Origin of the sequence: Actinoallomurus sp. NPDC052308, from assembly GCF_040679195.1 — a bacterium.
Classification (GTDB): Bacteria; Actinomycetota; Actinomycetes; order Streptosporangiales; family Streptosporangiaceae; genus Actinoallomurus; species Actinoallomurus liliacearum.
This window is the reverse complement of record NZ_JBFAUM010000005.1, coordinates 96,214-119,691: the sequence shown is the minus strand read 5'-3', so window position 1 is coordinate 119,691 and position 23,478 is coordinate 96,214. Positions and strand designations below refer to the sequence as shown.

The following is a 23,478-nucleotide window of genomic DNA, read 5'->3' as shown; positions in this document are numbered from 1 at the left end:
GAACTTTGAATCCGCCAGGGGCGGGAGTTGACGCCGAATGCCCGGCCGACTCCGGCGGCGTTCGGGAATCGCTGAACGTCTACGGCGCCGGCGCTCCTCAGCGGCTGCTGGTCAGAGGCTGCGGGCGGAGATGTCGCCGTTGGAGGTGGTGGCGGTGATGTCCAGGTCGGTGTTGCCGTCGTTCTTCAGCGCGTTGGTGACGCGGCCGTAGCTGGTGCCGGCGTCCAGGGCGGCGGAGACTCCGGCGGCGGCGGCGACCGTGATGTCGCCGGACTGGGTGGCGAGCGTGACCTTGCCGCCGGTGGCCTCGGCGATGGTGATGTCGCCCCGTGTGGTGGTGATGTCGGCGGGGCCGCCCAGGCGGCCGACCTCGACGTCGCCGTCGACCGCGGTCAGGCGCAGGCTCGCGGTCTCATCCAGCTTGATCTGGTGGTACGCGCCGTCGAAGGCGACGTCACCCAGCCGGCCGACACCGCGCAGCTCGCAGGCGGCGGTCTTGGCCTCGACGCGGGAACCGGCGGGCAGTTGGACGGTGACCTCGATCGACCCGGAGGAGCCGAAGTACTGGTTCTTCACCGGGGTCTCGATCCGCAGGACACCGTCGGCGAACTCGACCATCGTCTGCTCCGCCGCCTTGACGTCCCGGCCCTTGGAGGGGTTGGCGGGCAGGACCTCGACCCTGGTGTCGGCCCGATCCGCGGCGATGAGCTGAACGCGCCCGGCGGGGATGTCCAGGACGGCGGTGACCGGGGCGGGGGTGGCGAACTCCTGCATGATGCTCTCCTTGCGACTCGTCGTTTCCAACACCACAAACGCTACGTTGCTTTCTAGATTCCTTCAACTGATCCGTTGCGAGCTAACTACATCTATGCAGCTCACAGCCCTTAAATCGTTGCAACGAGTAGAGATCTAACGCAACATCTAGGACGTTCCCGTTGCGTTGAATGCGGGTGAACGCTATGCGGGAGTGCGGAGGGGGCACCGTTCTTGTGCCCCGGATCTCGGTCGCTCCCGCGACGGAGATCCGGGGCGCTGCCGGCCGTGCGCCAACACTGGCGTATACCCCCCTCCCGTATGCTATGGTCACCGACATGCCCTACCGGGGGTGGGTATAGGTTGAAGGCTGACCGGAAATCCGGTCACGAACGGCGTACAGCGTGTGAGGAGAACGAGATGACGACCACCGAGTACAAGGTCAAGGGCATGACGTGCGGCCACTGCGTCTCCGCCGTGACGGAGGAGGTCAGCGCCATCGAGGGCGTCACCGACGTCAAGGTCGATCTGGCCTCGGGCCTGGTCACCGTCTCCAGCGCCGCCCCGCTCGAGGACAAGGCGGTGCGGGACGCGGTGGACGAGGCCGGCTACGAAGTCGTCGATTCCTGAGTCTCGGCCGGAGGAGGAAACAGCGATGAACGTCCCGGCCAGGCTCGGGATCTTCGGTCTCGGGCTGGCGGTGGTGTTCGGCGCGGCGATGGGGACCGGTCGGCTGACCGGCCCCGTCGGGGCCGAGGCGAAACCGAGCGCCGCACACGGCGGCATGAAGGAGAGCAGCGGTATGGAACACGGTGGAGCGGGTCACGGCGGTCACGGGAGCATGCCACCGGGCGGGCTGCTGGTGTCGGACCGGGGTTACACCCTCACCACGGTGCCCGCCGCGACGGGCACGTTCGCCTTCCGGATCGTCGGGCCGAACGGGCGGGCGGTGACGGCGTTCGACACGCAGCACGACAAGCGGATGCACCTCATCGTCGTCCGTCGTGACCTGTCCGGTTTCCGGCACGTGCACCCGACGATGGACGCGGACGGCACCTGGCAGGTCGCCTCCCCGCTGAGCGGGCCGGGCACGTACCGCGCGTTCGCCGATTTCAAGCCCACCGGCGCCGATCCGCTGACTCTCGGCATCGACGAGACCGTCGCGGGCGACGCCGCGCCGCGGCCGCTGCCCGCCCCGGCCACCACCGCGACCGTCGACGGTTACACCGTGACGCTGGCGGGGACACTGGTCGCGGGCCGGTCGAGTCGGCTCGACATGACGATCAGCCGGGACGGCCGGCCGGTCACCGATCTGCAGCCCTACCTGGCCGCGTACGGGCATCTGGTGGCGCTGCGGCAGGGCGACCTGGCCTACCTCCACGTCCACCCGGACGGCGAGCCGGGCGATGGAAAGACCAGGCCCGGGCCGGTCATCACCTTCTTCGCCGAAGCACCGTCCGTCGGCACCTACCGTCTCTACCTGGACTTCCAGCACGAGGGCACGGTGCACACCGCCGAGTTCACCGTCACGGCGGGCGCGAGCGACACGACCTCCGGCGATCACCAGCACTAGAACGCGACCATCCCGGACAAGGAGGGGTGATGAGCAGCACCACGAGCACGGCACCCGAACGAGTCGAACTGGCGATCGGCGGGATGACCTGTGCCTCGTGCGCGAACCGCGTCGAGAAGCGCCTCAACAAGCTCGACGGTGTCACCGCGACCGTCAACTACGCCACCGAGAAGGCCAGCGTCAGCTTCGGCCCGGATCTCACCACCGAGGACCTGATCGCCCAGGTGGAGAAGGCCGGTTACACCGCGAGTCTCCCCGTCGCGGCGGAGCCGGCCGAGGAGGAGCCGAGCGAGGACGCCCCGGTACGGGCACTGCGCGACCGGCTCGTCATCAGCGCCGTGCTGGCCGTCCCGGTGATCCTGCTGGCGATGGTCCCGGCGCTGCAGTTCCGGTACTGGCAGTGGGCGTCGCTGACCCTCGCGGCCCCGGTGCTGGTGTGGGGCGCGCTGCCGTTCCACCGCGCGGCGTACAAGAATCTGAAGCTCGGCACGGCGACGATGGACACGCTCGTGTCGCTGGGCACGATCGCGGCGTTCGGCTGGTCGCTGTACGCGCTGTTCTTCGGTGACGCCGGCGAGCCCGGCATGCGGCACCCGTTCACCTTCACGATCGAGCGCTCCTCCGGCGCGGGCAACATCTACCTGGAGGTCGCCGCCGGGGTGACGGTGTTCATCCTGGCCGGACGCTACTTCGAGGCCCGGTCGAAGCGCCGCGCCGGTGCCGCCCTGCGGGCACTGCTGGAGATGGGCGCCAAGGATGTCGCCGTCCTGCGCGGCGACCGCGAGGAACGGATCCCGGTCGAGCAGCTCAAGACCGGCGACCGGTTCGTCGTACGGCCCGGCGAGAAGATCGCCACGGACGGCGTCGTGGTCGAGGGCGGCTCCGCGGTGGACATGAGCATGCTCACCGGCGAGTCCGTGCCCGTCGAGGTCGGGTCCGGCGACGCGGTCGTCGGCGCCACCGTGAACGCGGGCGGCCGGCTCGTCGTCGAGGCGACCAAGGTCGGCTCCGACACGCAGCTCGCGCAGATGGCGCGGCTGGTGGAGGACGCGCAGAACGGCAAAGCGCAGGTTCAGCGCCTGGCCGACCGGATCGCCGGGATCTTCGTGCCGATCGTCATCACCCTCGCCGTGGCCACCCTCGGGTTCTGGCTCGGCACCGGCGGCAGCGTCGCGGCCGCCTTCACCGCCGCGGTCGCGGTCCTCATCATCGCCTGCCCGTGCGCGCTCGGCCTGGCCACGCCGACCGCCCTCCTCGTCGGTACGGGGCGCGGCGCCCAGCTCGGCATCCTGATCAAAGGGCCCGAGGTGCTGGAGTCGACCCGGCGGATCGACACGATCGTGCTGGACAAGACCGGCACCGTCACCACCGGCAAGATGACGCTGACCGACGTGGTGACCGCCGAGGGCCAGGACGCCGACGAGGTGCTGCGGCTGGCCGGCGCGCTGGAGGACTCCTCCGAGCACCCGATCGCCCAGGCGATCGCCAAGGGCGCCGTGCAGCGGGTCGGCGCGCTGCCCCGGCCGGAGGACTTCGCGAACGTCGAGGGCCTCGGAGTCCAGGGCGTCGTGGACGGCCACGCGGTCCTGGTCGGCCGTACGCGACTGCTGGCCGAGTGGTCCCAGCACCTGCCCGCCGACCTCGAACGCGCCAAGGCCGCGGCCGAGGCCACCGGCAAGACCGCCGTCGCGGTCGGCTGGGACGGCGAGGCGCGCGCGGTCCTGGTCGTCGCGGACGCGATCAAGGACACCAGCGCCGAGGCGATCACCCGGCTGCGCGGGCTCGGCCTGACGCCGATCCTGCTGACCGGCGACAACGAGGCGGCGGCCCGCGCGGTCGCGGCCGAGGCCGGCATCGACGAGGTGATCGCGGAGGTCCTGCCCGCCGACAAGGTCGACGTCGTCAAGCGGCTGCAGGGCGAGGGTAAGGTCGTGGCGATGGTCGGGGACGGTGTCAACGACGCGGCGGCCCTGGCGCAGGCGGATCTGGGCCTGGCCATGGGCACCGGTACCGACGTGGCCATCGAGGCCGCCGACCTCACGCTGGTGCGCGGCGACCTGCGCGCCGCGGCGGACGCCATCCGGCTGTCCCGCCGGACGCTGGGCACGATCAAGGGCAACCTCTTCTGGGCCTTCGCCTACAACGTGGCCGCCCTGCCGCTGGCCGCCGCCGGCCTGCTCAACCCGATGCTGGCCGGTGCCGCGATGGCGTTCTCCAGCGTGTTCGTGGTCAGCAACAGCCTGCGGCTGCGCCGCTTCGAGGCGGCGCGCTGAGATGCGGGCGAGGAGTCTGAGCGGCAGGCCGCACCGGTCCGGGGTTCCGGCGCCGGGCGGTCTGCTGCTCCTGGCTCTGACGCTGTTCGGCCTGTTCGCGATGCACGGGTTGCAGGCGACGTCCGGTCCGACGGACACGCACGCGGCCGCCGTCGTCATGACCATGCCCGGGGCGGATCACCCGGACGCCGAGGCCGGGCATCACCCCGCCTCGGCGCCGTCGCACGCCCCTTCCGGCCGTCACGACCATCCCGGCGGCCAGATGTGCCTGGCCCTGCTGGTGCTGGCCACGCTGCTCGTCCTGGCCGCCGTCTTCGTCGGGCGCCGCGACGCGTCCGGCGTACCGGGCCATCGGTACGGACGAGGACACGAGTCCCAGGGCCGGGCCCCGCCCCGACCGTCCATCTTCCAGCTCTCCGTACTCCGGCTGTGACAGGCGTCCGGGTCCTCGACGACCCGCACGCCCACTCAGCACGCCCGGATACGGAAGGTAGAAGATCGATGAAGCGCGTCCGCTCTCTGGTGATCGTCCCGGTCGCCGCCCTCACCCTCGCCGCGTGCGGCGGCAACGGCGACGACTCCGGTCACCCCTCCATGAACGGTCACTCCATGGGCCCCGGCATGAGCATGAGCTCGGCCCCGGCCGGACATGACGCGCAGGACGTGATGTTCGCGCAGATGATGATCCCGCACCACCGGCAGGCGGTCACCATGGCGCGGCAGGCCGCCACGAAGGCGTCCTCGCCCGAGGTCAAGGGGCTCGCCGCCCGGATCGAGAACGCCCAGCAGCCGGAGATCGACAAGATGACCGGCTGGCTTAAGGGCTGGGGAGCCGCCATGCCCTCGCCCGGCGGCATGCACATGGGCGAGGGGATGATGTCCGAGCAGGACATGAAGAAGCTCGACTCACTGTCCGGCGCGGCCTTCGACAAGGCGTTCCTGGAGATGATGATCGAGCATCACCAGGGCGCCGTCGCCATGGCCCGGACCGAGCGGGCCCAGGGCTCGAACGCCGACGCCAAGACCCTCGCCGGCTCGATCATCGGCTCGCAGAGCGCCGAGATCGCCACGATGCGGAACCTGCTCAAGGACAGGTGATCGCCGGGGGGCGGCCGATCACGGTCGGCCGCCCCCGATCCGCCCGTGTTCCGCGTGTCCTCGGTGGGGCACCACCGTTCGGTGATGGAGGGAAGGGAATGAGCGCGATCGGTCACGCGCTGGCGATCACCGGGTCGATGACCTGGGAGATCCTGTGGGCGCTGATCCTGGGGTTCCTGCTGTCCGCGATCGTTCAGGCGGTGGTGCGCCGCGCGACGATCGTACGGCTGCTCGGCGACGGGCGGCCTCGTACGCTCGCGACGGCCACCGGGCTGGGCGTGGCGTCGTCGTCGTGCTCGTACGCGGCGGTCGCGCTGGCGCGCTCGCTGTTCGTCAAGGGCGCGAGCTTCATCGCGGCGATGACGTTCGAGATCGCCTCGACCAACCTGGTGGTCGAGCTCGGCATCATCCTGGCGCTGCTGGTGGGCTGGCGGTTCACCGCGGCGGAGTTCATCGGCGGGCCGATCATGATCGTGGTCCTCGCGGTGCTGTTCCGGCTGTTCCTCCGCGAACGGCTGCTCCGCGCCGCCCGCGAGCAGGCGGAGCGCGGCGTCGCGGGCGCGATGGAGGGCCACGCGGCGATGGACATGTCCGTCCAGCGGCCGGGGTCGTTCCGGCGCCGGCTGCTGTCCGGGGAGGGCTTCACGTCGGTGGCGCACGTGTTCGTCATGGAGTGGGCGGCGATCCTGCGGGACCTGGTCATCGGCCTGCTGATCGCCGGGGCGATCGCCGCGTGGGTGCCCGACTCGTTCTGGCGGCACTTCTTCCTCGTCGGCCATCCGCTCGCCGCGAAACTGTGGGGGCCGCTGGTCGGCCCGCTCGTCGCGGTGGTCAGCTTCGTCTGCTCGATCGGCAACGTCCCGCTGGCCGCGGTGCTGTGGAAGGGCGGGATCAGCTTCGGCGGCGTGGTCGCCTTCATCTTCGCCGACCTGATCATCCTGCCGATCATCCTGATCTACCGGAAGTACTACGGCACCCGGATGGCGCTGTTCGTCACCGGGACCTTCTACGCGGCGATGGTCCTCGCCGGCTACCTGGTCGAACTGCTCTTCGGGGTCACCGGCCTGATCCCGGAGAAGCGGCACGCGGTGGTGATGGAGCAGGGCGTCTCCTGGAACTACACCACCTGGCTGAACATCGCCTTCCTCGCCCTGGCCGCGGTCCTGCTGGTCCGGTTCGTCCGTACGGGCGGGGTCCCGATGCTGAAGATGATGGGCGGCTCTCCCGAGGCCGAAAACCACCACTAAGGGACCCCAACCCCACTTCCGGCCAATTTTGCATAAACCTGACATTCGACCTCCTTCGTGATCCATCATGATCACCCAGTGATGAGCACTTGGGAGGTCTTCATGTTGAGGCGTACAGTCGTCGCGGCGACAGCGATGGTCGCTTTCGCCGCGCCGGCTCTCACCGGGCACGTACGAGAGGCTCGCGCCGCCGACGTCGGCAGGGCCGAAGTCGTACCGGTCCAGATCACCGGTGCTCCCGCGAAGCGGTTCAACCTCGTGGTCCTCGGCGACGGCTACACCGACGCCGACATGCCGAAGTACCGGCAGGACGTCGACCAGGAGATCAGCACGCTGTTCGCGTTCGAGCCGTTCAAGTCCTACCGCAGCTACATCAACGTCTACCGGGTCGAGATCGTTTCGGGCGAGTCGGGGGTGAGCTGCGACCCCGATCTGAACGCGCCCAGGCGGACCACGCCGCTGAGCATGAAGTTCTGGAGCGGCTGCTCGTCCACCGGCATCCAGCGCCTGCTGGTGATGGACAATGCCGCGGCCCAGAAGTACGCGAACATGGTCACCGGGACCAGTGCCGCCAACCGGCAGATCGTGGCCCTGGCGAACAGCGGCACGTACGGCGGCGCGGGCGGGACGTACGCCACGGCGTCGGGCAGCAACGCCATGTCGTCGCTGATCATGCCGCACGAGATCGGGCATTCGCTCGGCGGCCTGCAGGACGAGTACAACTACTACCAGCGAGGCGTTCCCGGCGGGGCCTACACCGACGGCGAGCCGAACTCGATCCACCACACGCTCCTCACCGAGGAGCAGATGCGCCTGCAGAAGGCGAAGTGGTACCGCTGGCTGGGCGAGCAGAGCACGTCGGGCGGGCCCATCGGCCGCTACGAGGGCGGGATGTACGACACCACGGGCGTCTGGCGGCCCAGCGCGCACTCGATGATGAAGACCCTCGGATACGCCTATGACCAGGTCGAGCGCGAGAGGATGACCCAGGCGATCTCCGCCAAGCTCAACCTGATCCAGGACAACACCCCGACCACGGCCCCCATCGGCGCCGACCGCGTGGTCTGGCTCGAGACGCTGCACCCCGTCGACCACACGCTCGACATCACCTGGACCCTGGACGGCAAGAAGGTGGCGGGCGGCCGGGACCAGCACAACCTCGACCTGTCGCGGCTACCGATCAAGCCGGGCACGCACACCCTGACCGCCAAGGTCGTCGACGGGACCGCCTTCGTCCGCGACCCGGCCGTCCGCGACTCCGCCGCCCTCACCCAGACCCGTACCTGGACGATCGACACGACCGTGCCGAACCCCACGGAGACCACCACGGCGGGCTTCACCGAGTCGACGCCGACCGGCGCCGCCGTCGGCGCGAACGACGTGATCTACGCCGAGACGACGCACCCCGCGACGTCCGTGCCCGCCGTCCGCTGGAGCCTCGACGGCAAGAAGGTGGCGACCCCGGGCAACGACCGCGACCTCGACCTGGGCCGGCTCCACATCGCCTCCGGAACGCACACGGTCACCGCCCGTGCGGTCGACCCGGCCACCGGCGCCACGTCCGAGACCCTCACCTGGGCGGTCGACGCGCAGCGCCCGACCGTCTCCGCGGTGTTCTCCACACCGGCCGCCAAGCAGGGCAAGGAGTACGTCTTCGACAATGAGTTCACCATGAAGCTGAGCCCGTCCGATGACGCCGCCGGCGCCACGCTGGCCGAGTTCCAGGTCGACGGGGACGGCTGGTTCCGCTACTTCGGCTGGCCGACCGACTCGACCGCACCGTTCCGGTTCACGCCGCTGGGGACCAAGGTCGACGACCTCATCTACGGCAAACTCGGTACGCCCGCTCGCGCGGTGGCCTGGGAGAACGTGCCGCCCGGTTACGGCCACCACACGATCGAGTACCGCGCCATCGACGCGGCCGGGAACGTCGGAAAGACCAGGAAGGTCGACGTGATCCTCCGCGACACCCGCTGAGCGAGAACCGCTCAGCAGAACCGGCCGAGCATGATCGGCCGAGCCCGTCCGGGCCCCGACGCCGGGGCCCGGAACGGCCCGGCCCGGGACTGGCGGGCCGTCGTCATGGCCGCCGTCCTGGCCATGGCGGCGGCGCACGCGGCTGGAGCGCCGCCGCCGCACCTGCTCGTCGGCGCCGCGCTTGACACTCCGACCTGAGCACGCCAATTCCGGAATCGCGCCGGTTATGACTGAATACCAGGCATTCCGTCGGGACTTTGCCGGGAGCGCGGGCTGAGCGACCCGCCGTTGGTCTGACGCGCCACCGGCCCCGGCATTCACGGGGTATTGCATTCGCCCGCATAACCATGCTCGGCGTCCAGGTGGGGCGGCGCCTGCGGCTGCCCGCTCGTTCGCCGACGCCTACCTCGCCACGACGCCCGGCGGCATCAACGCGGTCCTCGCGACGTCGGTCGCGGCAACGCCGACGTCGGGCTGATCTCGAGCGTGCAGAGCCTGCGGCTGTTCGCCGTCGTCTCGCTCGCGCCGGCCCTGGTCCGCCTCACCTTCGTACGGAGCGGCCGCCGGTCCGGATCCGCCACGGCGGAAGCGGCGGAGCCCCGGTCCCTGGCGGGACGATCCTGCGCGGTTCCGACGCGATATGCCCGATTCGTGATCTACCGTCACTCTCGCGGAAAGTAAGAACCGTCGCCGTAAAACGTTAACGAAACGTTGATTGGCAGAGGACGCCTGATCACCCCTAAACTACGGAAAGCCCGGCTGCCCCCGGCTTCACACGAAGCACAGCCGTCCGCCGAATCCCCCTGGGACCCGGGAACCATCAGTTGTCGAGGCGCGTCCGGAGCCGAATGAGGTTCCGGCCGGGCGGCTCCGGCCCGAGCCCGACGCGCTGCCCCGGTAGGCGGCAAGGAGAGGAGTAGGACTCTGTGGCGCCCTCCAACCTGATGACCTCCACGCGCGCCACCGGCCGGTCGCGGTTCCGCCGATCGCTCCGGATCTGCGCTGCGGCCTCGCTGGCGATCACCGTTTCGCTGACGACGGCCGGCACTGCCGACGCCACCCCGAAACCGTCGGCCGCCGCCGCGAAGAAGGAGCTGGCCCAGCTCAACACCAAGGTCGACAAGATCGTTGACCAGTGCAACAAGGCCAAGACCGAGCTCGAGGCGGCCAAGAAGCGGCTGAATGTCCTCAACGCACAGAAGAAGGCCGAGCAGTCCACGTACAACCAGTTGCACGCGCGTGTCGTACAGCTCGTTGCGAACCAGTACAAGACCGGCCAGTCCGACCCGGCCACCGCCGTTTTGGCCTCGAAGAATCCCGACCAGGCCCTCGACCAGATGTCGACGTTCACGCACCTGGCCAGCAACCGAGGCCAGGAGCTGACCGCGTTCCTCGCCTCGACCCAGCGCCTCCGGCGTGACCTGGCCGCCGTCCAGGCCACCGTGCAGGACGTCGCACAGAAGGCGGCCAAGCTCAAGGCGCAGAGGACGGCCGTCGACAAGGCCATCGCCAAACAGAAGGCCCTCCTCAAGAAGGCCGGCGAGCCCACAAGTGCTCCGAAGGGCAATGTGGGCGGGACGTACACCGGTCCGGCGTCCGGCTCAGCGCGCGCGGCCCTGAACTACGCCTACGCGCAGCTCGGGAAGCCGTATGTCTCCGGTGGCACCGGTCCCAATGGCTATGACTGCTCCGGGCTGACGATGATGTCCTGGCGTGCGGCCGGAGTGAGCATCCCTCGCGTCGTCCCCGACCAGTACAACGCGACCCACCACGTCGCGCAGAGCGACATCCAGCCCGGCGATCTCATCTTCTTCAGCGGCCTGGGGCACGTCGGAATGATCGTCGACAGCGGCCACTTCATCCACGCTCCCCGCACCGGCGAGAACGTCATGATCAGCTCCATCGCCGGCTACTGGCAGGGGCAGATCGTCGGCTTCGGCCGTCCCTGACGACGCCGACGCGCGGTGAGCCGGGGGGCGGCTCACCGCGCGGTTCGGTGCGGTTCGGGTGATCAGTGCCGGCCGGACACCGCCCGGTGGTACTGCTGCCAGACCTCCTTGTCGGTCACGGCCCGGTTGAGGAACATCAGGCCGTCGAGCCGGCAGTCACAGGCGTTCTTCTCGGCGGTGTTCTGGGGGAAGCTTCCGCCGATCTTGATGCCGCGCGAGTCGGCCGACGAGGTGACGTGCGTGCCCGGCGTCCCGACCTCCCAGGGGTCGCCGGCCGTCGTGTAGAAACCGTCCAGCGGCTTGCCGTTCTTGTACAGCTTCATCGTGCCGTGGTCGTAGTCGTACGACGCCGCCAGGAACACCCACTCGCCGATCGGCAGGATGCTCTGCCAGTCCTCGCTCGCGGCGAACGTCTGCGACTTGCCGCCGTCGATGCGGCGGCCGAGGGCGACGACGCGCATCGTCCCCGACACGTCGATCACTTCGAGCAGCGCTCGTACGTCATGGCCTTGCGAGTCGCCGCTGAGCAGGCCCGCCAGCCCGACCGCGTTGTAGTAGTCAGACGGGCTCGCCGTCTCGGAGTTGGGCGCCGGGTTCGGGCCGGTCATCTTGAACCAGCCCATGATCGAGGCTTCCTTGGCGCCGCTGAAGGCGTGCAGGGACGGCACGCCGGTCGCCGAGTAGACCCCGGCCTTCCAGTCGTCGTTGCCCTTGGTCGCCGGGTTGACCTGCTTCGTCTGGATCGAGTAGCCGCCGCCCGGGAACGCGCTGTCCCGTACGCGCATGGCGGCCCCGCCGTTGATCAGGTTGATGGTCGTGCCGGAGAACCCGCGGTCGCGTTCCTGCGCGGGGTGGCCCGGCACGGGATGCTCGAAGTCGTAGTACGAGACCAGGTTGGGTCGCAGGCTCGGCAGCACCTTCGACAGGGCCTGGTCGTGACCCCGCGCCGCGCCGGAGTCCGCCTGGGCCGCGGTCGCGGCGAGCGGCCCGCAGACCAGGGCCGCGACGGCGACCGCCGCCAGGCGCCGGGACCGTACGGCCGCGCTGAGATGTCTCATCGTTCCCTCCACGTGCTTCTGGGGGTCCCGGCGGCCACCGTCAGGGGGGGTAACGGTGACCGCCGGGAGTGCGGCGGGGCCCGGGCCGCCGCCCGGCCGCCGGACCGGCGGGCGGCGGCCCGGACCCACGATCAGTCGCCGACCGCCGTGCCGGTGACCTTGAAGTTGCGGACCCGGCCGGTGTTGTCGAACGACCCGAACCCGACCCGGCCGGACGCGAGGGTCTTGTCGACCGCCGTCATCCGCGGGTCCTTGGAGTGGTCGAGGTACACCGCGATCTCACCGGTGTCCACGTGCCGGATCACGGTCACGTGATGCCACTTCATGTCGGTGATCGACGGTTCGGCGCCGCGCGAGCGCAGGGGGTCCCACTGGTCCTCGATCCGCAGCCGGTCGGCGTTGTTGACCAGGAAGATCCCGTTGTGCGGGTAGATCGAATTGTCCTGCGACAGATGCGCGTAGTAGAACTGCGTGTCCGACTGATAGCCGAACACGATGATCACATCGCGGTTGGTGACGTCCGTCGGGGTGTCGATCCGCACGTCGGCGTCGATCCGCTCGGTGCCGAACTTCGGCCCCTTGCTGAGCACCGCGTACTCGAACGGGCGACGCGGGCCGGGCCGCTGCGTGCCGGCCTCGGCCAGGATCACCTGGTTCCCTTCGAACTTCCACTTCGACGGGGTGACCGGCGCCCAGTTCTTCGCGCCCGCCGTGCCGCCCACGTGGGTGTGGCCGACCGAACCCGCGGCGAAGTGCCGGGTGCCGACGACCTTCCAGATCTTGCCGTTCGCCTTGGAGAGCAGGTAGAGCTCGCCCTTGCTGTCGCGGCCGAAGCGCAGGTCGACGCGCTTGTCGCCGGCGAACTGCTGCATCGTCAGCCGGTTGCCGTTCGTGTCGAACGTCTGGAGCTGGTGGATCGCCGCCCGCGGGGCGCCGCGGCGCATCTGGCTCTGCTCGGTGTAGTAGACGGCGCCGTCGACCAGATCACCGAAGACGTACTTGCCGTACAGCTCGGGCAGCTTGTGGCCGCGGTAGACGTACCCGCCGGAGATCGCCTTGCCGATGTCGCTGCTGCAGTTCCAACCGGCCGGCGGGTCGTGGTCGTAGGCGGCCACCGGGTAGTCATAGCCGTACTTCGCGTCGTCCTCGGGCAGCGTGTACAGGTCGCAGCGGTCGTTCTTCACGAAGGTGTACGGGCCCTCGCGGTTCGGCCAGCCGGCGTTGTCACCGGCGCGGATGTCCCAGACACCCTCGATGGCGTGCTCACCGATGTGGCCGAGGAACAGCTGGTGGCTGCCGCCGGTGTCCCAGCTGAAGCGGTGCGGGTCGCGGAAGCCGAGGGCGAAGATCTCGCCGAGCGCGCCCGCCTTGCCGACGAACGGGTTGTCGGCCGGGATGCCGTACTTGCCGTTCGCGCTGTTGTTCCCGTGCGGGTCGATCCGCAGGAGCTTGCCCTGCGGGACCGCGAGGTTCTGCGGGTCGTCGTTGCCGGCGGCCTGGCCCTGTCCGCCGTCACCAGCGGCGATGTAGAGCTTGGCGTAGTCCTTGTCGCCCCGCTTGGCGTTCGGGTTGAAACCCATCTCCTGGATACCGTGGATCTGCCCGCCGAAGCCGAGCCGGAGGATCTCCCGGTGCGTGCCGTGGAAGGTGTCCGCCTTCGGATCGTCGGCGGTCCACTCGTCGATGACACCGTGGTAGATGGTGCCCGCCTGCGGCGTCAGGTCGGGGACCTTGGTGGTGCTGGAGGCCAGCTCGGTGTGGATCGTGTAGAACTTCCCGTTCGTCCGGAAGTCCGGGTCGAAGGCGACGATGCCGAAGCCCTGGCCGAGGCCGCGCCCGGAGAAGAAGTACGGCTCGAACTGCGCCTTGACGTCGAGGTAGACGTGCGGCTGTCCGTTCCGGACGACGTACAGGTTGCCGTTCAGGTCCGGCACGTACATGCGGCCGGAGCCGTCCGGCACCTCACCGATGTAGTTGATCCGGTCCCAGCGCATGAGGCGGGTGTCGACGGGCGCGGGAACGGGGTCGGACTTGGGGAACTGCGCGTACTCCTGGAGGACGAGCCCCAGGTCGGAGGTGATCGGTCGTTCGGGAATCGGGTCGGTGACGGGAGTTTCGTCGGCGAGCGCGGCCTGCTGGGGCACCGAGAACAGAGCCGCGAGTAGAGCGACGGTCGTCAGAAGGCACCATCTGAACTTCGTCATTCTGCCACCCATGGGGTCGATAGGCGGAAAGCGCTTTCTGCAAACGCTTTCCCGAACGTAGGTGAGGGCGGTCACAGGGTCAAGAGAGGGATTCGGTGGCCTCCTTCGGGGGTGTGGTCGGCGGAGGATGCGCTCGCGCGCTCCAGACAGGTCGGATCAGGTCACGTGCTCGGCGAAGCGGGCGAGGCACAGCGCCAGCGCCTCCGCCCCCGGCATCGCCCAGAGGTCGTCGTTGAAGATCTCGACTTCGATCGGCCCCGTGTAGCCGGCCTCGTCCACGGCCGTACGGAACCGGCGCAGCTCGACGCAGCCGTCACCGAGCATCCCGCGCCCGGTCAGGACCCCCTTGGGAAGGGGAGTCGTCCAGTCGGCCACCTGGAACAGCGCGATCCGGTCCTCGGCCCCGGCCCGCGCGATGGCGGCGTACGCGCCCGGGTCCCACCACAGGTGGTAGGTGTCGACCATGACGCCGACCTGCGCGGCGGGGTGCGGCTCGGCCAGGTCGAGCGCCTGGTCGAGCGTCGAGACCACGCAGCGGTCGGAGCAGTACATCGGGTGCAGCGGCTCTAGCGCGAGCCGCACCCCGCGCTCCCCCGCGTACGGGGCCAGCTCGGCGAGCGCGTCGGCCACCCGCCGCCGCGCGCCGTCGAGGTCGCGCGAGTTCTCGGGCAGCCCGCCGCTGACCAGCGCGAGCGACGGCGCGCCCAGCTCGGCGGCCTCCTCGATGGCCCGCCGGTTCTCCGCGATCGCGTCGGGGAGCTGGAAGAACCCGCCCCGGCACAGCGACGTGACGGTCAGCCCGGCGTCGCGGACCAGCTTCGCCGTACGGGCCAGGCCGTACTCGGCGACCGGTTCGCGCCACAGCCCCACGCCGGTGACCCCGGCGGCGACGCATCCCGCGACCAGCTCCGGCAACGGCCAGTACCGCGTCGTCCACTGGTTCAGGCTGAAGCGTGCGAGGCCCGTGGTCATGCGCCCTCCTTCGTCGGGTGAGTGACCCAGGGTGCTGTGCCACCGATTCGCTCGCTCCGCTCACTCATGCGCCCTCCTTCGTCGGGGGAGTGACCCAGGGTGCTGTGCTCCCGATTCGCTCGCTCCGCTCGCTCATGAGGTCACCCCCTGGACGGTCAGCCACGCGCGCATGCGGGCCGCCGCGAGGTCCGGGTCGGGCAGCAGGCCGGCCTGGTCGGCCAGCGTGAACAGCCGGACCAGGTGCGGGACGGATCGGGCGCTCTCCAGGCCGCCGACCATGCGGAAGTGCGCCTGGTGCCCGGCCAGCCAGGCGAGGAACACGACGCCCGTCTTGTAGTAGTACGTCGGGGCGGCGAAGATGTGCCGGGCCAGCGGCACGGTCGGGGCGAAGACCCGCTCGTACGCCTCCGGGTCCCCGGCGTCGAGCGCGCCGAGGGCGGCCGCCGCGGCGGGCGCGATCGGGTCGAAGATGCCGAGCAGCGCGTCGCTGTGCCCGTGGCCGTCGCCGCGGATCAGCTCCGGGTAGTTGAAGTCGTCGCCGGTGTAGAGCCGCACGCCCGCGGGCAGGCGGCGGCGCAGCGCGACCTCCCGGCCGGCGTCCAGCAGCGACACCTTGATCCCGTCGACCTCGGCCGCGTGCTCGGCGATGATCGCCAGCACGCTCTCGGCGGCGGCGTCCAGGTCGGCCGAGCCCCAGTAGCCCTCCAGGGCCGGGTCGAACATCGGGCCGAGCCAGTGCAGCACGGCCGGCCGCGCGACCTGGCCGAGCAGGCGGCCGTACACCTCGGCGTAGTCGTCGGGGCCCGTGGCCGAGGCGGCGAGCTGGCGGCTGGCCATGATGACGGGCGTCCCGCCGGCCGCCTCGATCCCGCCGAGCTGCTCCTCGTACGCCGCGACGATCCGGTCCAGGGGGGCCGGGCCGGGCGGGAGCTGGTCGGTGCCCGCGCCGCAGACGATGCGTCCGCCGCAGGCCCGCGCCTCCGCGCCGCTGCGCGCGATGAGTTCGCGCGTCGTCGGCCAGTCGAGGCCCATGCCGCGCTGCGCGGTGTCCATCGCCTCCGCGACGCCCAGTCCGTACGACCACAGGTGCCGTCGGAACGCCAGAGTCGACTCCCAGTCGACGGCCTCCGGGTCGGCGAGCGGGTCGACCACGACATGCGCGGCGGCGTACGCGACGCGCGACGTGGCGGGCGCCGCCGGCGGCGGGTAGGCGCGCGGCTCGCCCAGCGTGTACGGGACGAGCGAGCCGCCCTCGGGCAGGTCGATCTTCACTTGGCGAGCTCCGGGACCTCGATGCGGCGGCCCTCCTTCCAGGAGCGCAGGCCCAGCTCGGCGAGCTGGACGCCCCGCGCGCCCGCGTAGAAGTCCCACGGGAACGCGCCGTCGTCGGCGACGTGCCGCAGGAACAGCTCCCACTGCGCCTTGAACCCGTTGTCGAACTCGGCGTTGTCCGGCACCTCCTGCCACTGGGCGCGGAAGTCCTCCGTGGCGGGCAGGTCCGGGTTCCAGACCGGCTTGGGCGTCATCGACCGATGCTGCACCCGGCAGCGGCGCAGGCCGGCGACCGCGCTGCCCTCGGTGCCGTCCACCTGGAACTCCACCAGCTCGTCGCGGAACACCCGCGTCGTCCAGGAGGAGTTGATCTGCGCGATGACACCGCCCTCGAGCTCGAAGATCCCGTACGCCGCGTCGTCCGCCGTCGCGGCGTACGGCTTGCCGTTCTCGTCGACCCGTTCGGGGATGTGGATCGCGCCGAGCGCCTGCACCGAGCGGACCGGCGCGATGACGTTGTCGAGGACGTACCGCCAGTGGCAGAACATGTCGGCGATGATCCCGCCGCCGTCCTCCACCCGGTAGTTCCAGCTCGGGCGCTGCGCCTCCTGCCAGTCGCCCTCGAACACCCAGTAGCCGAACTCCCCGCGCACCGACAGGATCCGCCCGAAGAAGCCGCCGTCGACCAGCCGCTTGAGCTTGAGCAGACCCGGCAGGAAGAGCTTGTCCTGTACGACGCCGTGCCGGATGCCCGCCTCGTCGGCGAGCCGGGCCAGCTCGAGCGCCTCCTCGACGTCCTCGGCGAGCGGCTTCTCGGTGTAGACGTGCTTGCCCGCCTCGATCGCCGCCCGGACCCCCGGAGCACGGGCGCTCGTGATCTGGGTGTCGAAGTAGACCTCGACGCCGGGCCGGGCGAGGGCCTCGCCGAGGTCGGTGGACCACTCCGTCAGCCCGTGCCGCTCGGCGATGGCGCGCAGCTTGGCCTCGCTGCGGCCGACCAGGATCGGTTCCGGCCACAGCACGGTGCCGTCGGCGGTGGTCAGGCCGCCCTGGTCGCGGATCGCCAGAATCGAGCGGACGAGGTGCTGGCGGTACCCCATCCGGCCGGTCACGCCGTTCAGGACGATCCCGATGGACCTGCGTGCCATCCCTGTGTGTTCCTCTCTACCGGTTCGAGCCGACGCCTCTACGGGTCTCGTTCGGTCGACGGCTCTGCGGGTTCGGTCGACGGCTGTACGGGTCAGTCCGCGGCCGAGGCCGCGCCGAGCAGGTCGCGGATCCGGCCGGTGGCGCGGGCGAACTCCGGGCGGGCCATGGTCGCGGCGTAGTCCCGCTCGTCCGGCAGGTCGACGTCGATGATCTCGGCGATCGTGCCGGGCCGGTCGGTCATCACGACGATCCGGTTGGCGAGGTAGGCCGCCTCCGCGATCGAGTGCGTGACCAGCAGGACGGTCGTACGCGTCTCCCGCCAGATGCGGTTCAGCTCGATGTTCAGCTGCTCACGGGTGAGCGCGTCGAGCGCGCCGAACGGCTCGTCCATCAGCAGGACCGGCGGCTCGTGCAGCAGCGCCCGGCACAGCGCCACCCGCTGCTGCATGCCACCGGACAGCTCGTGCGGGTACGCGTCCTCGAACCCGGTCAGCCCGGTCATCGCGATGAGCTCCGCGGTGCGCTCGCGGGCCCGGGCGGCGGGCATCCGGCGCATCTCCGCCTGGAGCAGGATGTTGCGCCGGGCGCTGCGCCACTCCAGCAGCGCGGCGCGCTGGAAGACGTACCCTATGTCGTGGCGCGGGCCGGTGACCGACTCGCCGCGGAGCCGTACGCCGCCGGAGGACGGCTTGAGCAGCCCCGCGACCAGCTTGAGCAGCGTCGACTTTCCGCAGCCCGACGGGCCGACGATGGCCACGAACTCGCCCGCGGCCACGTCGAGCGACACGTCCCGCAGCGCCGTGACGTCCTTCTTCTTCGTACGGAACCGTACGGCCACGTCCTCCAGCCGGACGTTCCCGCCCTGGCTCGTTTCCTGTTCTGCCACTCGTCCTCGTTCCCGTGTGCTCCCGGGCCCGGCCATCGTCGTCACCCTTCGGTCAGCCCTGCGGCGCGGCGGAGGAGGCCCAGTACGCCGACGGCGCCTGGGCCTTGCTGATCAGGCCGCTCTGTGTGAAGACGCTGATGGTCTGCTGCCAGTCGGCGTCGGTGTTGATGCCCGGGGCCTTGCCCTGGGTGGCGGCGGTGTGCAGAAGGCTCATCGTCGTCTTGAACTGGTCGGCCAGCACCGTCGGCGACGGGAGCTGCTGGGACGCGCCCTGCATGGCGGCGACGGCGTTCGCCGGGTCCTTCTCGGCCGCCGCCCACGCCTCGCTGGTGGCCGCGGACATGCGCTTGACCAGGTCCGCGCTGCTCTTGAGCTTGCGGTCGCCGACGAGCAGGCCGTTGGAGTAGTAGTTCAGCCCGAAGTCGGCGAACTTGAGGTAGGACACCTGCTTGCCGGCCTTGGCGGCCATCGTCGGGCCCTGGTCATTCGCGTAACCGATGAGGCCGTCCGTCTTGCCGGAGATGACCGCGGCCATCTTGCCCGCCGGGTCGGTGTTCTGCAGCTGGACGTCCGACTCGCTGAGGCCGTTCTTCTTGAGGAACGCCGGGAACGTCCGGGATGGCGCGTCACCCGCGGTGGCCGCGATGCGCTTGCCCTTCAGGTCGGCCGGCGTCTTGATCGCCTTTTCGGAGAAGAACTGCACGGCCGCTGGCGTGGTCTGCATGTAGACGCCGATGCTCTTGACGGGCAGTCCCTGGCTCACCCCCGCCAGCAGCGCCGGCGTGTCCGCCCAGCCGAAGTCGGTCTGGCCCGCGCCGGTCGCCTGCACCGTCTTCTGCGAGCCCTGGCCCGCCTTGATCTCCAGGTCGATGCCGTGCTTCTCGAAGATGCCCTGCTTCTTGCCGTAGTAGAACGGCGCGTGCTCGCCGTAGGGGTACCAGTTGAGGGTCAGCGTGACCTTGTCCAGCTTCTTGCCCGAGGCGCTGCTGGTCTTGTCACCCCCTCCCCCGCACGCGGCGGTGATCGCCACGATCGGGACCAGAGTGAGGACGAGGCTGCGCAGTTTCATGTCGTCTCCGTCGGTAGATCAGGTACGCGTCAGGTCGGCGGGACGGGCGGCGGTCGGGGAGCCGGGGGGCGTCCGTCAGTAGGTGGTGGTCACGGCGGCGCCGCGACGGCTGGCGTGCCAGGGCAGCAGAAGCTTCTCGGCGAACTCCACGAGCACGAACAGGACGACGCCGATCAGGGACATCACCAGCAGACCGGCGAAGAGCATGGGGGTGTCGAGGTTGCCGTTGGCCTGCTGGATGACGTACCCGAGGCCTTCGTTGGCCCCGACGAACTCGCCGACGACGGCACCCGTGACGGCGAGCGTCACGGCGACCTTCAGGCCGGAGAACAGGTGCGGCAGCGAGGCGGGGAAACGGATCTTGGAGAACGTCTGCAGCGGTCCGGCGCCCATCGTCGCCGACAACTGGACCATCTCCGGGTCCACCGCCTTCAGGCCGGTGACCATCGAGATGACGACCGGGAAGAAGGCGATGAGCACGGCCACGACGACCTTGGGCGCGAGGCCGAAACCGAGCCAGACGACGAGCAGCGGCGCGATCGCGACCTTCGGGATGACCTGCGCGAACAGCAGCACTGGATAGAGCGTCCGCTCGACCGCCGAGGAGTACACCATGATCACAGCGGCGAGGACGCCCACGATGGTCGCGATGACGAAGCCCAGCAGCGTCTCGTACGTCGTGACCCAGGTGTGGTGCCAGATGTAGCCCGCCTTGTCGCTCATGACCTGCAGCGTCTTGGTCGGCGACGGCACCAGGTAGGCCTCGATCAGCTTCGCCGCGGTGATCGCCCACCAGGCGACCAGGCAGGCGAGGAGCAGCGCGACCGGCCGCCAGGACCGCACGACCGCGTCGCGGACCCGCTCGCCGGCCCCGGGTCTGTCACGCTCGGCGACTCCGGCCACCGGAACACTGGGTGTGGTGCTCTGACTCACCATGAGCTCCTCCGTGCTCGGACCCCGCGCTCGGGCTCTCAGAAAGCGCATTCTGAAAGCGCTTTCTGCTACCGTAGGGACGGCGTACGGTGCGGTCAAGAGGTGATTTCAGCCGTCCGGGTCGCACGCTCACGGCATGCTGGAGCCAGGAGGGTGAAAAATGGGGGAACACCGACCGGACCGGCCGACCAGACGCACGCGAGTGAAGACCGACGCACCGGAGGACGACGGGAGCCCGACGGGCGTACACATCACGCTGCAGGACGTCGCCCGCCGGGCCGAGGTCTCCCTCGCGACCGCCTCCCGCGTGCTCAACGGCACCACCCAGGTCCGCGCCGACCTGAAGGAGCGCGTGCTCGCCGCCGCGTCCGAGCTCGCCTACGCGCCGAACGCGCACGCCCAGGCGCTCGCCCGCGCCTCCAGCCAGGCCATCGGCCTGATCTGCCACGACGTCAGCGACCCGTACTTCGCGGCGATCGCCCGCGGCGTGACCCGCGCCGCCGCCGAGCACGGACTGCTCGTCATGCTGGCCAGCACGTTCCGCGACCCCGCCCGGGAGGTCGACTACGTCGCGATGCTCCGAGCCCAGCGGGCCCGGGCGATCCTGCTGGTCGGGTCCGGGTTCGAGGACCGCGCGTGGGAGCGCTCGATGGGGGCCGAGCTCGACCCGTACGTTCGGGCCGGCGGCCGCGTCGCCGTCCTCAGCCGCCACCGCAGCCTGCGCGTCGACACCGTGCAGCCGGAGAACCGCGAGGGCGCCGCCGCCCTCGCCCGTACGCTGCTCGGCCTCGGCCATCGCGACTTCGCGGTGCTCACCGGGCCGCACACGCTCACGACCGTCGCCGACCGGCTCGGCGGCTTCCGCGACGCCCTGGCCGAGGCCGGCGTGCCGCTACCCGACGACCGCGTCATCGAGGAGTCCTTCACCCGCGACGGCGGATACGCCGCCGCGACCGAGCTGATCCGCCGCGGCCTGACGGCGACCTGCGTGTTCGCCCTCACCGACGTGATGGCGATCGGCGCGCTGTCCGCCTTCCGCTACCACGGCGTGGACGTGCCGGGCCAGGTCTCGCTGGCCGGCTTCGACGACATCCCGATCGTCCGTGACCTCGTCCCGCCCCTGACCACGGTCGCCCTCCCCCTGGAGGAGATGGGCGAGCGCGTCATGAACCTCGCCATCCGCGAGCCCGCCCGCCGCAGCCGCGTCGAGCGCATCCCCGGCGAAGTCGTCCTCCGCGCCACCACCGCCACCCCCCGCAAACCGTCCTGAACGAGCCGGTCGCCGGGCTTCGATGGACCGGCTCGGCAAAGCGGCGGCCCGGACACCACGCCTGAATAGGTGTTTCCGCGCCGGCCACTCGTCCGCGGTGTACGGCGCCTGTTCCTATTCTCCGAACCGGGTGGTATGGCATGCGCCGTTTTTCGGCGTGTAGCCGAATTCCTGCTCGCAGCCTGGAGGCCCCTCGATGCGCGGTCGGCCAGGCCGGACGCCCGGGAGAACCGGGAGGCTTACCGGGTTCGACGTCGTCCAAGGGCGCGGGCGTGTTCGGGCAGGCGGCGCAGGACACCGGCGTGGCCGGGCAGGGAGTGGCCGGCGTCATCGGTCAGGGGTCCGCGTTCGGCGTCGTCTCCGAAGGGGATGGGCTGGTCACCGGGGGCAACCTCTACGACGACGGCGGCGTGAGCGGGGTCTGCGCCGTCGCCTCCGGTGCGACGTCCGCCGACTGCACGTTCACCATCCCCTTCATCGACACCGCCGCCAAGCCCGTCGTCGTGGTGACCCCGCAGGGCAACCCCGGCGGCGCCTACTGGGTGCAGAACGCCTCGGCCACCGGCTTCACGCTGAAGCTCGCCGCGTCCGCGCCCGCGTCGGTGGACTTCGGCTACCACGTGGTGGGGCTGTACACGCAGGCGGCCGCGGCGCGGCACCTGCCGTCGTCCGCCGCCCGGCCGAACGTGCGACGGGCCCAGCGCTGACGCCGGCAGCCGGGCGGCGGCGACGCCTGCGGATCGCTCGGTGAAGGCGGGGATCGGGAGGCGGTTTAGAGGGATTCCTCCCGGTCCCCGGCGACGGTCACCGAGCATTCGGAGCACCTCTTCGGCGCGCTATCGTCACTCCGTGACCCACGGTTCCGGGCAGGAAGATGAGCCGTCGGAAGTCGACGGCTCGGCGGCTCACTCGGATCGGGCGCACGACACTTCGCCCGGCGCCGGCTGGTCGACCCGGCGCCTCGTGTTCCTGTTCGCCGCGCTGTCGTCGGCCCTCGTCCTCTTGGTCGCCGCACTCGGGTCCGTCCTGTGGCGGCAGGCCTCGGCCAGGCCGTCGCGGCCGACGGGACGACCGCAGGCCGCCGCGCCGACCGATTCGCCGGCTGACTCCTTCGCCACGTCTCTCGTCCTGGAGAAGGTGTCGGTCAGCATCCTGCGCATCGTCGGCTCGGCGCCCAAGTGCCGCCGGCCCATCGCGGGCACCGGTTTCGTGTACGCGCCCGAACACGTCCTCACCACGGCGCACAACGTCGCCGGGGTCCGAGGCGGACTCGACACGATCGGTGAGGACGGAGTACGGCACCGGGCCATCGTGACCCTGTACGACCCGCGCCGTGACCTCGCCGTTCTCGACGTTCCCGGCCTGGACGCTCCAGCCCTGGACTTCTTCCAGCCGATCGGCTTTCACGACGAGCTCGCAGTGGTCGCCGGCTACGTACGGAACGGCACCGCGCTGTCGGCCGAACACGCCCGCATCCGCGCCGAGCTCCGTGCGCAGGGTCCGGACCTCTACGGCAACGGCCGGGTCACGCGCGGTGTCTACGCGATCGACGCGGCGGTTCCCCAAGGGGTCCCGGGTGCTCCGCTCCTCGCTACGGACGGCGATGTCTACGGCATGGTGTTCGCCGCGAACATGGCGGATTCCATGGCCGGGTACGCGCTGACCGCGGAGGAGCTGGAATCTTCCGCGCGGACGGCCCGGACCCGTACGCGCCCGGTCTCGGCCGGCGCGTGCGTCGGCTGACGGCTCGAGCGGCCGGGTGACGCGGTCGGGGCGGGACAAGGGGCTGCTCTAA

General features: G+C 70.5%; 21 protein-coding genes. 12 read left to right on the top strand and 9 right to left on the bottom strand.

Features of this window, described 5'->3' with window-relative positions:
- Positions 1-111 precede the first annotated feature (111 nt).
- Complete coding sequence (locus AB0L00_RS17660) at positions 112-774, bottom strand: DUF4097 family beta strand repeat-containing protein (RefSeq protein WP_364434821.1); 663 nt, start codon at positions 772-774, stop codon at positions 112-114.
- 399 nt (positions 775-1,173) lie between these two features.
- Between AB0L00_RS17660 and AB0L00_RS17655 the strand changes: the two genes are divergently transcribed.
- The 9 genes from AB0L00_RS17655 (at position 1,174) to AB0L00_RS17615 (ending at position 10,870) form a co-directional block, all read left to right on the top strand.
- Complete coding sequence (locus AB0L00_RS17655) at positions 1,174-1,383, top strand: cation transporter (protein ID WP_364434818.1); 210 nt, start codon at positions 1,174-1,176, stop codon at positions 1,381-1,383.
- A 25-nt stretch (positions 1,384-1,408) separates the two neighbouring features.
- Entirely contained in the window at positions 1,409-2,326 is a 918-nt protein-coding gene (locus tag AB0L00_RS17650) for a hypothetical protein (protein WP_364434815.1), read from the top strand.
- A 29-nt stretch (positions 2,327-2,355) separates the two neighbouring features.
- The gene (locus tag AB0L00_RS17645) at positions 2,356-4,599 is read left to right on the top strand and encodes a heavy metal translocating P-type ATPase (RefSeq protein WP_364434812.1); all 2,244 of its coding nucleotides are present in this window, start codon (positions 2,356-2,358) and stop codon (positions 4,597-4,599) included.
- Between the two features lies 1 nt (position 4,600).
- A complete protein-coding gene (locus tag AB0L00_RS17640; RefSeq protein WP_364434809.1) occupies positions 4,601-5,032 on the top strand; it encodes a DUF6153 family protein in 432 nt (143 codons plus the stop codon).
- Positions 5,033-5,100: 68 nt separating this feature from the next.
- A complete protein-coding gene (locus AB0L00_RS17635; protein WP_364434806.1) occupies positions 5,101-5,697 on the top strand; it encodes a DUF305 domain-containing protein in 597 nt (198 codons plus the stop codon).
- 98 nt (positions 5,698-5,795) lie between these two features.
- Positions 5,796-6,944 (top strand): permease, encoded by a 1,149-nt coding sequence (locus AB0L00_RS17630; protein ID WP_364434803.1) that lies wholly within the window; start codon positions 5,796-5,798, stop codon positions 6,942-6,944.
- 102 nt (positions 6,945-7,046) lie between these two features.
- A complete protein-coding gene (locus AB0L00_RS17625) occupies positions 7,047-8,921 on the top strand; it encodes a M64 family metallopeptidase (protein WP_364434800.1) in 1,875 nt (624 codons plus the stop codon).
- 30 nt (positions 8,922-8,951) lie between these two features.
- Positions 8,952-9,119 (top strand): hypothetical protein, encoded by a 168-nt coding sequence (locus AB0L00_RS17620; RefSeq protein WP_364434798.1) that lies wholly within the window; start codon positions 8,952-8,954, stop codon positions 9,117-9,119.
- A gap of 728 nt (positions 9,120-9,847) precedes the next feature.
- Positions 9,848-10,870 (top strand): NlpC/P60 family protein, encoded by a 1,023-nt coding sequence (locus AB0L00_RS17615; RefSeq protein WP_364434795.1) that lies wholly within the window; start codon positions 9,848-9,850, stop codon positions 10,868-10,870.
- Positions 10,871-10,932: 62 nt separating this feature from the next.
- Here the strand turns inward: AB0L00_RS17615 and AB0L00_RS17610 are convergent, their stop codons facing one another.
- From AB0L00_RS17610 to AB0L00_RS17575, 8 genes are all read right to left on the bottom strand, one after another.
- Complete coding sequence (locus tag AB0L00_RS17610) at positions 10,933-11,928, bottom strand: hypothetical protein (RefSeq protein ID WP_364434792.1); 996 nt, start codon at positions 11,926-11,928, stop codon at positions 10,933-10,935.
- A 131-nt stretch (positions 11,929-12,059) separates the two neighbouring features.
- A complete protein-coding gene (locus tag AB0L00_RS17605; RefSeq protein WP_364434789.1) occupies positions 12,060-14,132 on the bottom strand; it encodes a PQQ-dependent sugar dehydrogenase in 2,073 nt (690 codons plus the stop codon).
- Positions 14,133-14,288: 156 nt separating this feature from the next.
- Positions 14,289-15,104, bottom strand: a complete 816-nt coding sequence (locus AB0L00_RS17600) for a sugar phosphate isomerase/epimerase family protein (protein ID WP_364434786.1) — start codon at positions 15,102-15,104, stop codon at positions 14,289-14,291.
- A 132-nt stretch (positions 15,105-15,236) separates the two neighbouring features.
- Entirely contained in the window at positions 15,237-16,376 is a 1,140-nt protein-coding gene (locus AB0L00_RS17595) for a dihydrodipicolinate synthase family protein (RefSeq protein WP_364434783.1), read from the bottom strand.
- A complete protein-coding gene (locus AB0L00_RS17590; protein ID WP_364434780.1) occupies positions 16,373-17,524 on the bottom strand; it encodes a Gfo/Idh/MocA family oxidoreductase in 1,152 nt (383 codons plus the stop codon). Before AB0L00_RS17590 ends, AB0L00_RS17595 begins: the two co-directional genes overlap by 4 nt.
- A 92-nt stretch (positions 17,525-17,616) precedes the next feature.
- The gene (locus AB0L00_RS17585; RefSeq protein ID WP_364434777.1) at positions 17,617-18,411 is read right to left on the bottom strand and encodes an ABC transporter ATP-binding protein; all 795 of its coding nucleotides are present in this window, start codon (positions 18,409-18,411) and stop codon (positions 17,617-17,619) included.
- Between the two features lie 52 nt (positions 18,412-18,463).
- Positions 18,464-19,480 carry an ABC transporter substrate-binding protein gene (locus AB0L00_RS17580; RefSeq protein ID WP_364434774.1) on the bottom strand — a complete coding sequence of 339 codons (1,017 nt, stop codon included), beginning with the start codon at positions 19,478-19,480 and terminating at the stop codon, positions 18,464-18,466.
- A 75-nt stretch (positions 19,481-19,555) separates the two neighbouring features.
- Complete coding sequence (locus tag AB0L00_RS17575; protein ID WP_364434771.1) at positions 19,556-20,416, bottom strand: ABC transporter permease; 861 nt, start codon at positions 20,414-20,416, stop codon at positions 19,556-19,558.
- Positions 20,417-20,615: 199 nt separating this feature from the next.
- Between AB0L00_RS17575 and AB0L00_RS17570 the strand changes: the two genes are divergently transcribed.
- The 3 genes from AB0L00_RS17570 to AB0L00_RS17560 all read left to right on the top strand — a co-directional run bounded on the left by AB0L00_RS17570 (position 20,616) and on the right by AB0L00_RS17560 (position 23,426).
- The gene (locus AB0L00_RS17570) at positions 20,616-21,683 is read left to right on the top strand and encodes a LacI family DNA-binding transcriptional regulator (protein WP_364434768.1); all 1,068 of its coding nucleotides are present in this window, start codon (positions 20,616-20,618) and stop codon (positions 21,681-21,683) included.
- A 272-nt stretch (positions 21,684-21,955) separates the two neighbouring features.
- Positions 21,956-22,390, top strand: coding sequence for a hypothetical protein (locus tag AB0L00_RS17565; RefSeq protein ID WP_364434765.1), 435 nt, complete (start codon positions 21,956-21,958; stop codon positions 22,388-22,390).
- A 142-nt stretch (positions 22,391-22,532) separates the two neighbouring features.
- Positions 22,533-23,426 carry a serine protease gene (locus AB0L00_RS17560; RefSeq protein ID WP_364434762.1) on the top strand — a complete coding sequence of 298 codons (894 nt, stop codon included), beginning with the start codon at positions 22,533-22,535 and terminating at the stop codon, positions 23,424-23,426.
- Positions 23,427-23,478 lie beyond the last annotated feature (52 nt).

What these genes read in the sequence shown, in the direction of transcription:
- AB0L00_RS17580 (WP_364434774.1), bottom strand. Translation starts at nt 19,480, where the DNA reads ATGAAACTGCGCAGCCTCGTCCTCACTCTGGTCCCGATCGTGGCGATC.
- AB0L00_RS17600 (WP_364434786.1), bottom strand. Translation starts at nt 15,104, where the DNA reads ATGACCACGGGCCTCGCACGCTTCAGCCTGAACCAGTGGACGACGCGG.
- AB0L00_RS17605 (WP_364434789.1), bottom strand. Translation starts at nt 14,132, where the DNA reads ATGACGAAGTTCAGATGGTGCCTTCTGACGACCGTCGCTCTACTCGCG.
- AB0L00_RS17640 (WP_364434809.1), top strand. Translation starts at nt 4,601, where the DNA reads ATGCGGGCGAGGAGTCTGAGCGGCAGGCCGCACCGGTCCGGGGTTCCG.
- AB0L00_RS17645 (WP_364434812.1), top strand. Translation starts at nt 2,356, where the DNA reads ATGAGCAGCACCACGAGCACGGCACCCGAACGAGTCGAACTGGCGATC.
- AB0L00_RS17620 (WP_364434798.1), top strand. Translation starts at nt 8,952, where the DNA reads ATGATCGGCCGAGCCCGTCCGGGCCCCGACGCCGGGGCCCGGAACGGC.
- AB0L00_RS17660 (WP_364434821.1), bottom strand. Translation starts at nt 774, where the DNA reads ATGCAGGAGTTCGCCACCCCCGCCCCGGTCACCGCCGTCCTGGACATC.
- AB0L00_RS17630 (WP_364434803.1), top strand. Translation starts at nt 5,796, where the DNA reads ATGAGCGCGATCGGTCACGCGCTGGCGATCACCGGGTCGATGACCTGG.
- AB0L00_RS17610 (WP_364434792.1), bottom strand. Translation starts at nt 11,928, where the DNA reads ATGAGACATCTCAGCGCGGCCGTACGGTCCCGGCGCCTGGCGGCGGTC.
- AB0L00_RS17590 (WP_364434780.1), bottom strand. Translation starts at nt 17,524, where the DNA reads ATGGCACGCAGGTCCATCGGGATCGTCCTGAACGGCGTGACCGGCCGG.
- AB0L00_RS17575 (WP_364434771.1), bottom strand. Translation starts at nt 20,416, where the DNA reads ATGGTGAGTCAGAGCACCACACCCAGTGTTCCGGTGGCCGGAGTCGCC.
- AB0L00_RS17650 (WP_364434815.1), top strand. Translation starts at nt 1,409, where the DNA reads ATGAACGTCCCGGCCAGGCTCGGGATCTTCGGTCTCGGGCTGGCGGTG.
- AB0L00_RS17625 (WP_364434800.1), top strand. Translation starts at nt 7,047, where the DNA reads ATGTTGAGGCGTACAGTCGTCGCGGCGACAGCGATGGTCGCTTTCGCC.
- AB0L00_RS17635 (WP_364434806.1), top strand. Translation starts at nt 5,101, where the DNA reads ATGAAGCGCGTCCGCTCTCTGGTGATCGTCCCGGTCGCCGCCCTCACC.
- AB0L00_RS17655 (WP_364434818.1), top strand. Translation starts at nt 1,174, where the DNA reads ATGACGACCACCGAGTACAAGGTCAAGGGCATGACGTGCGGCCACTGC.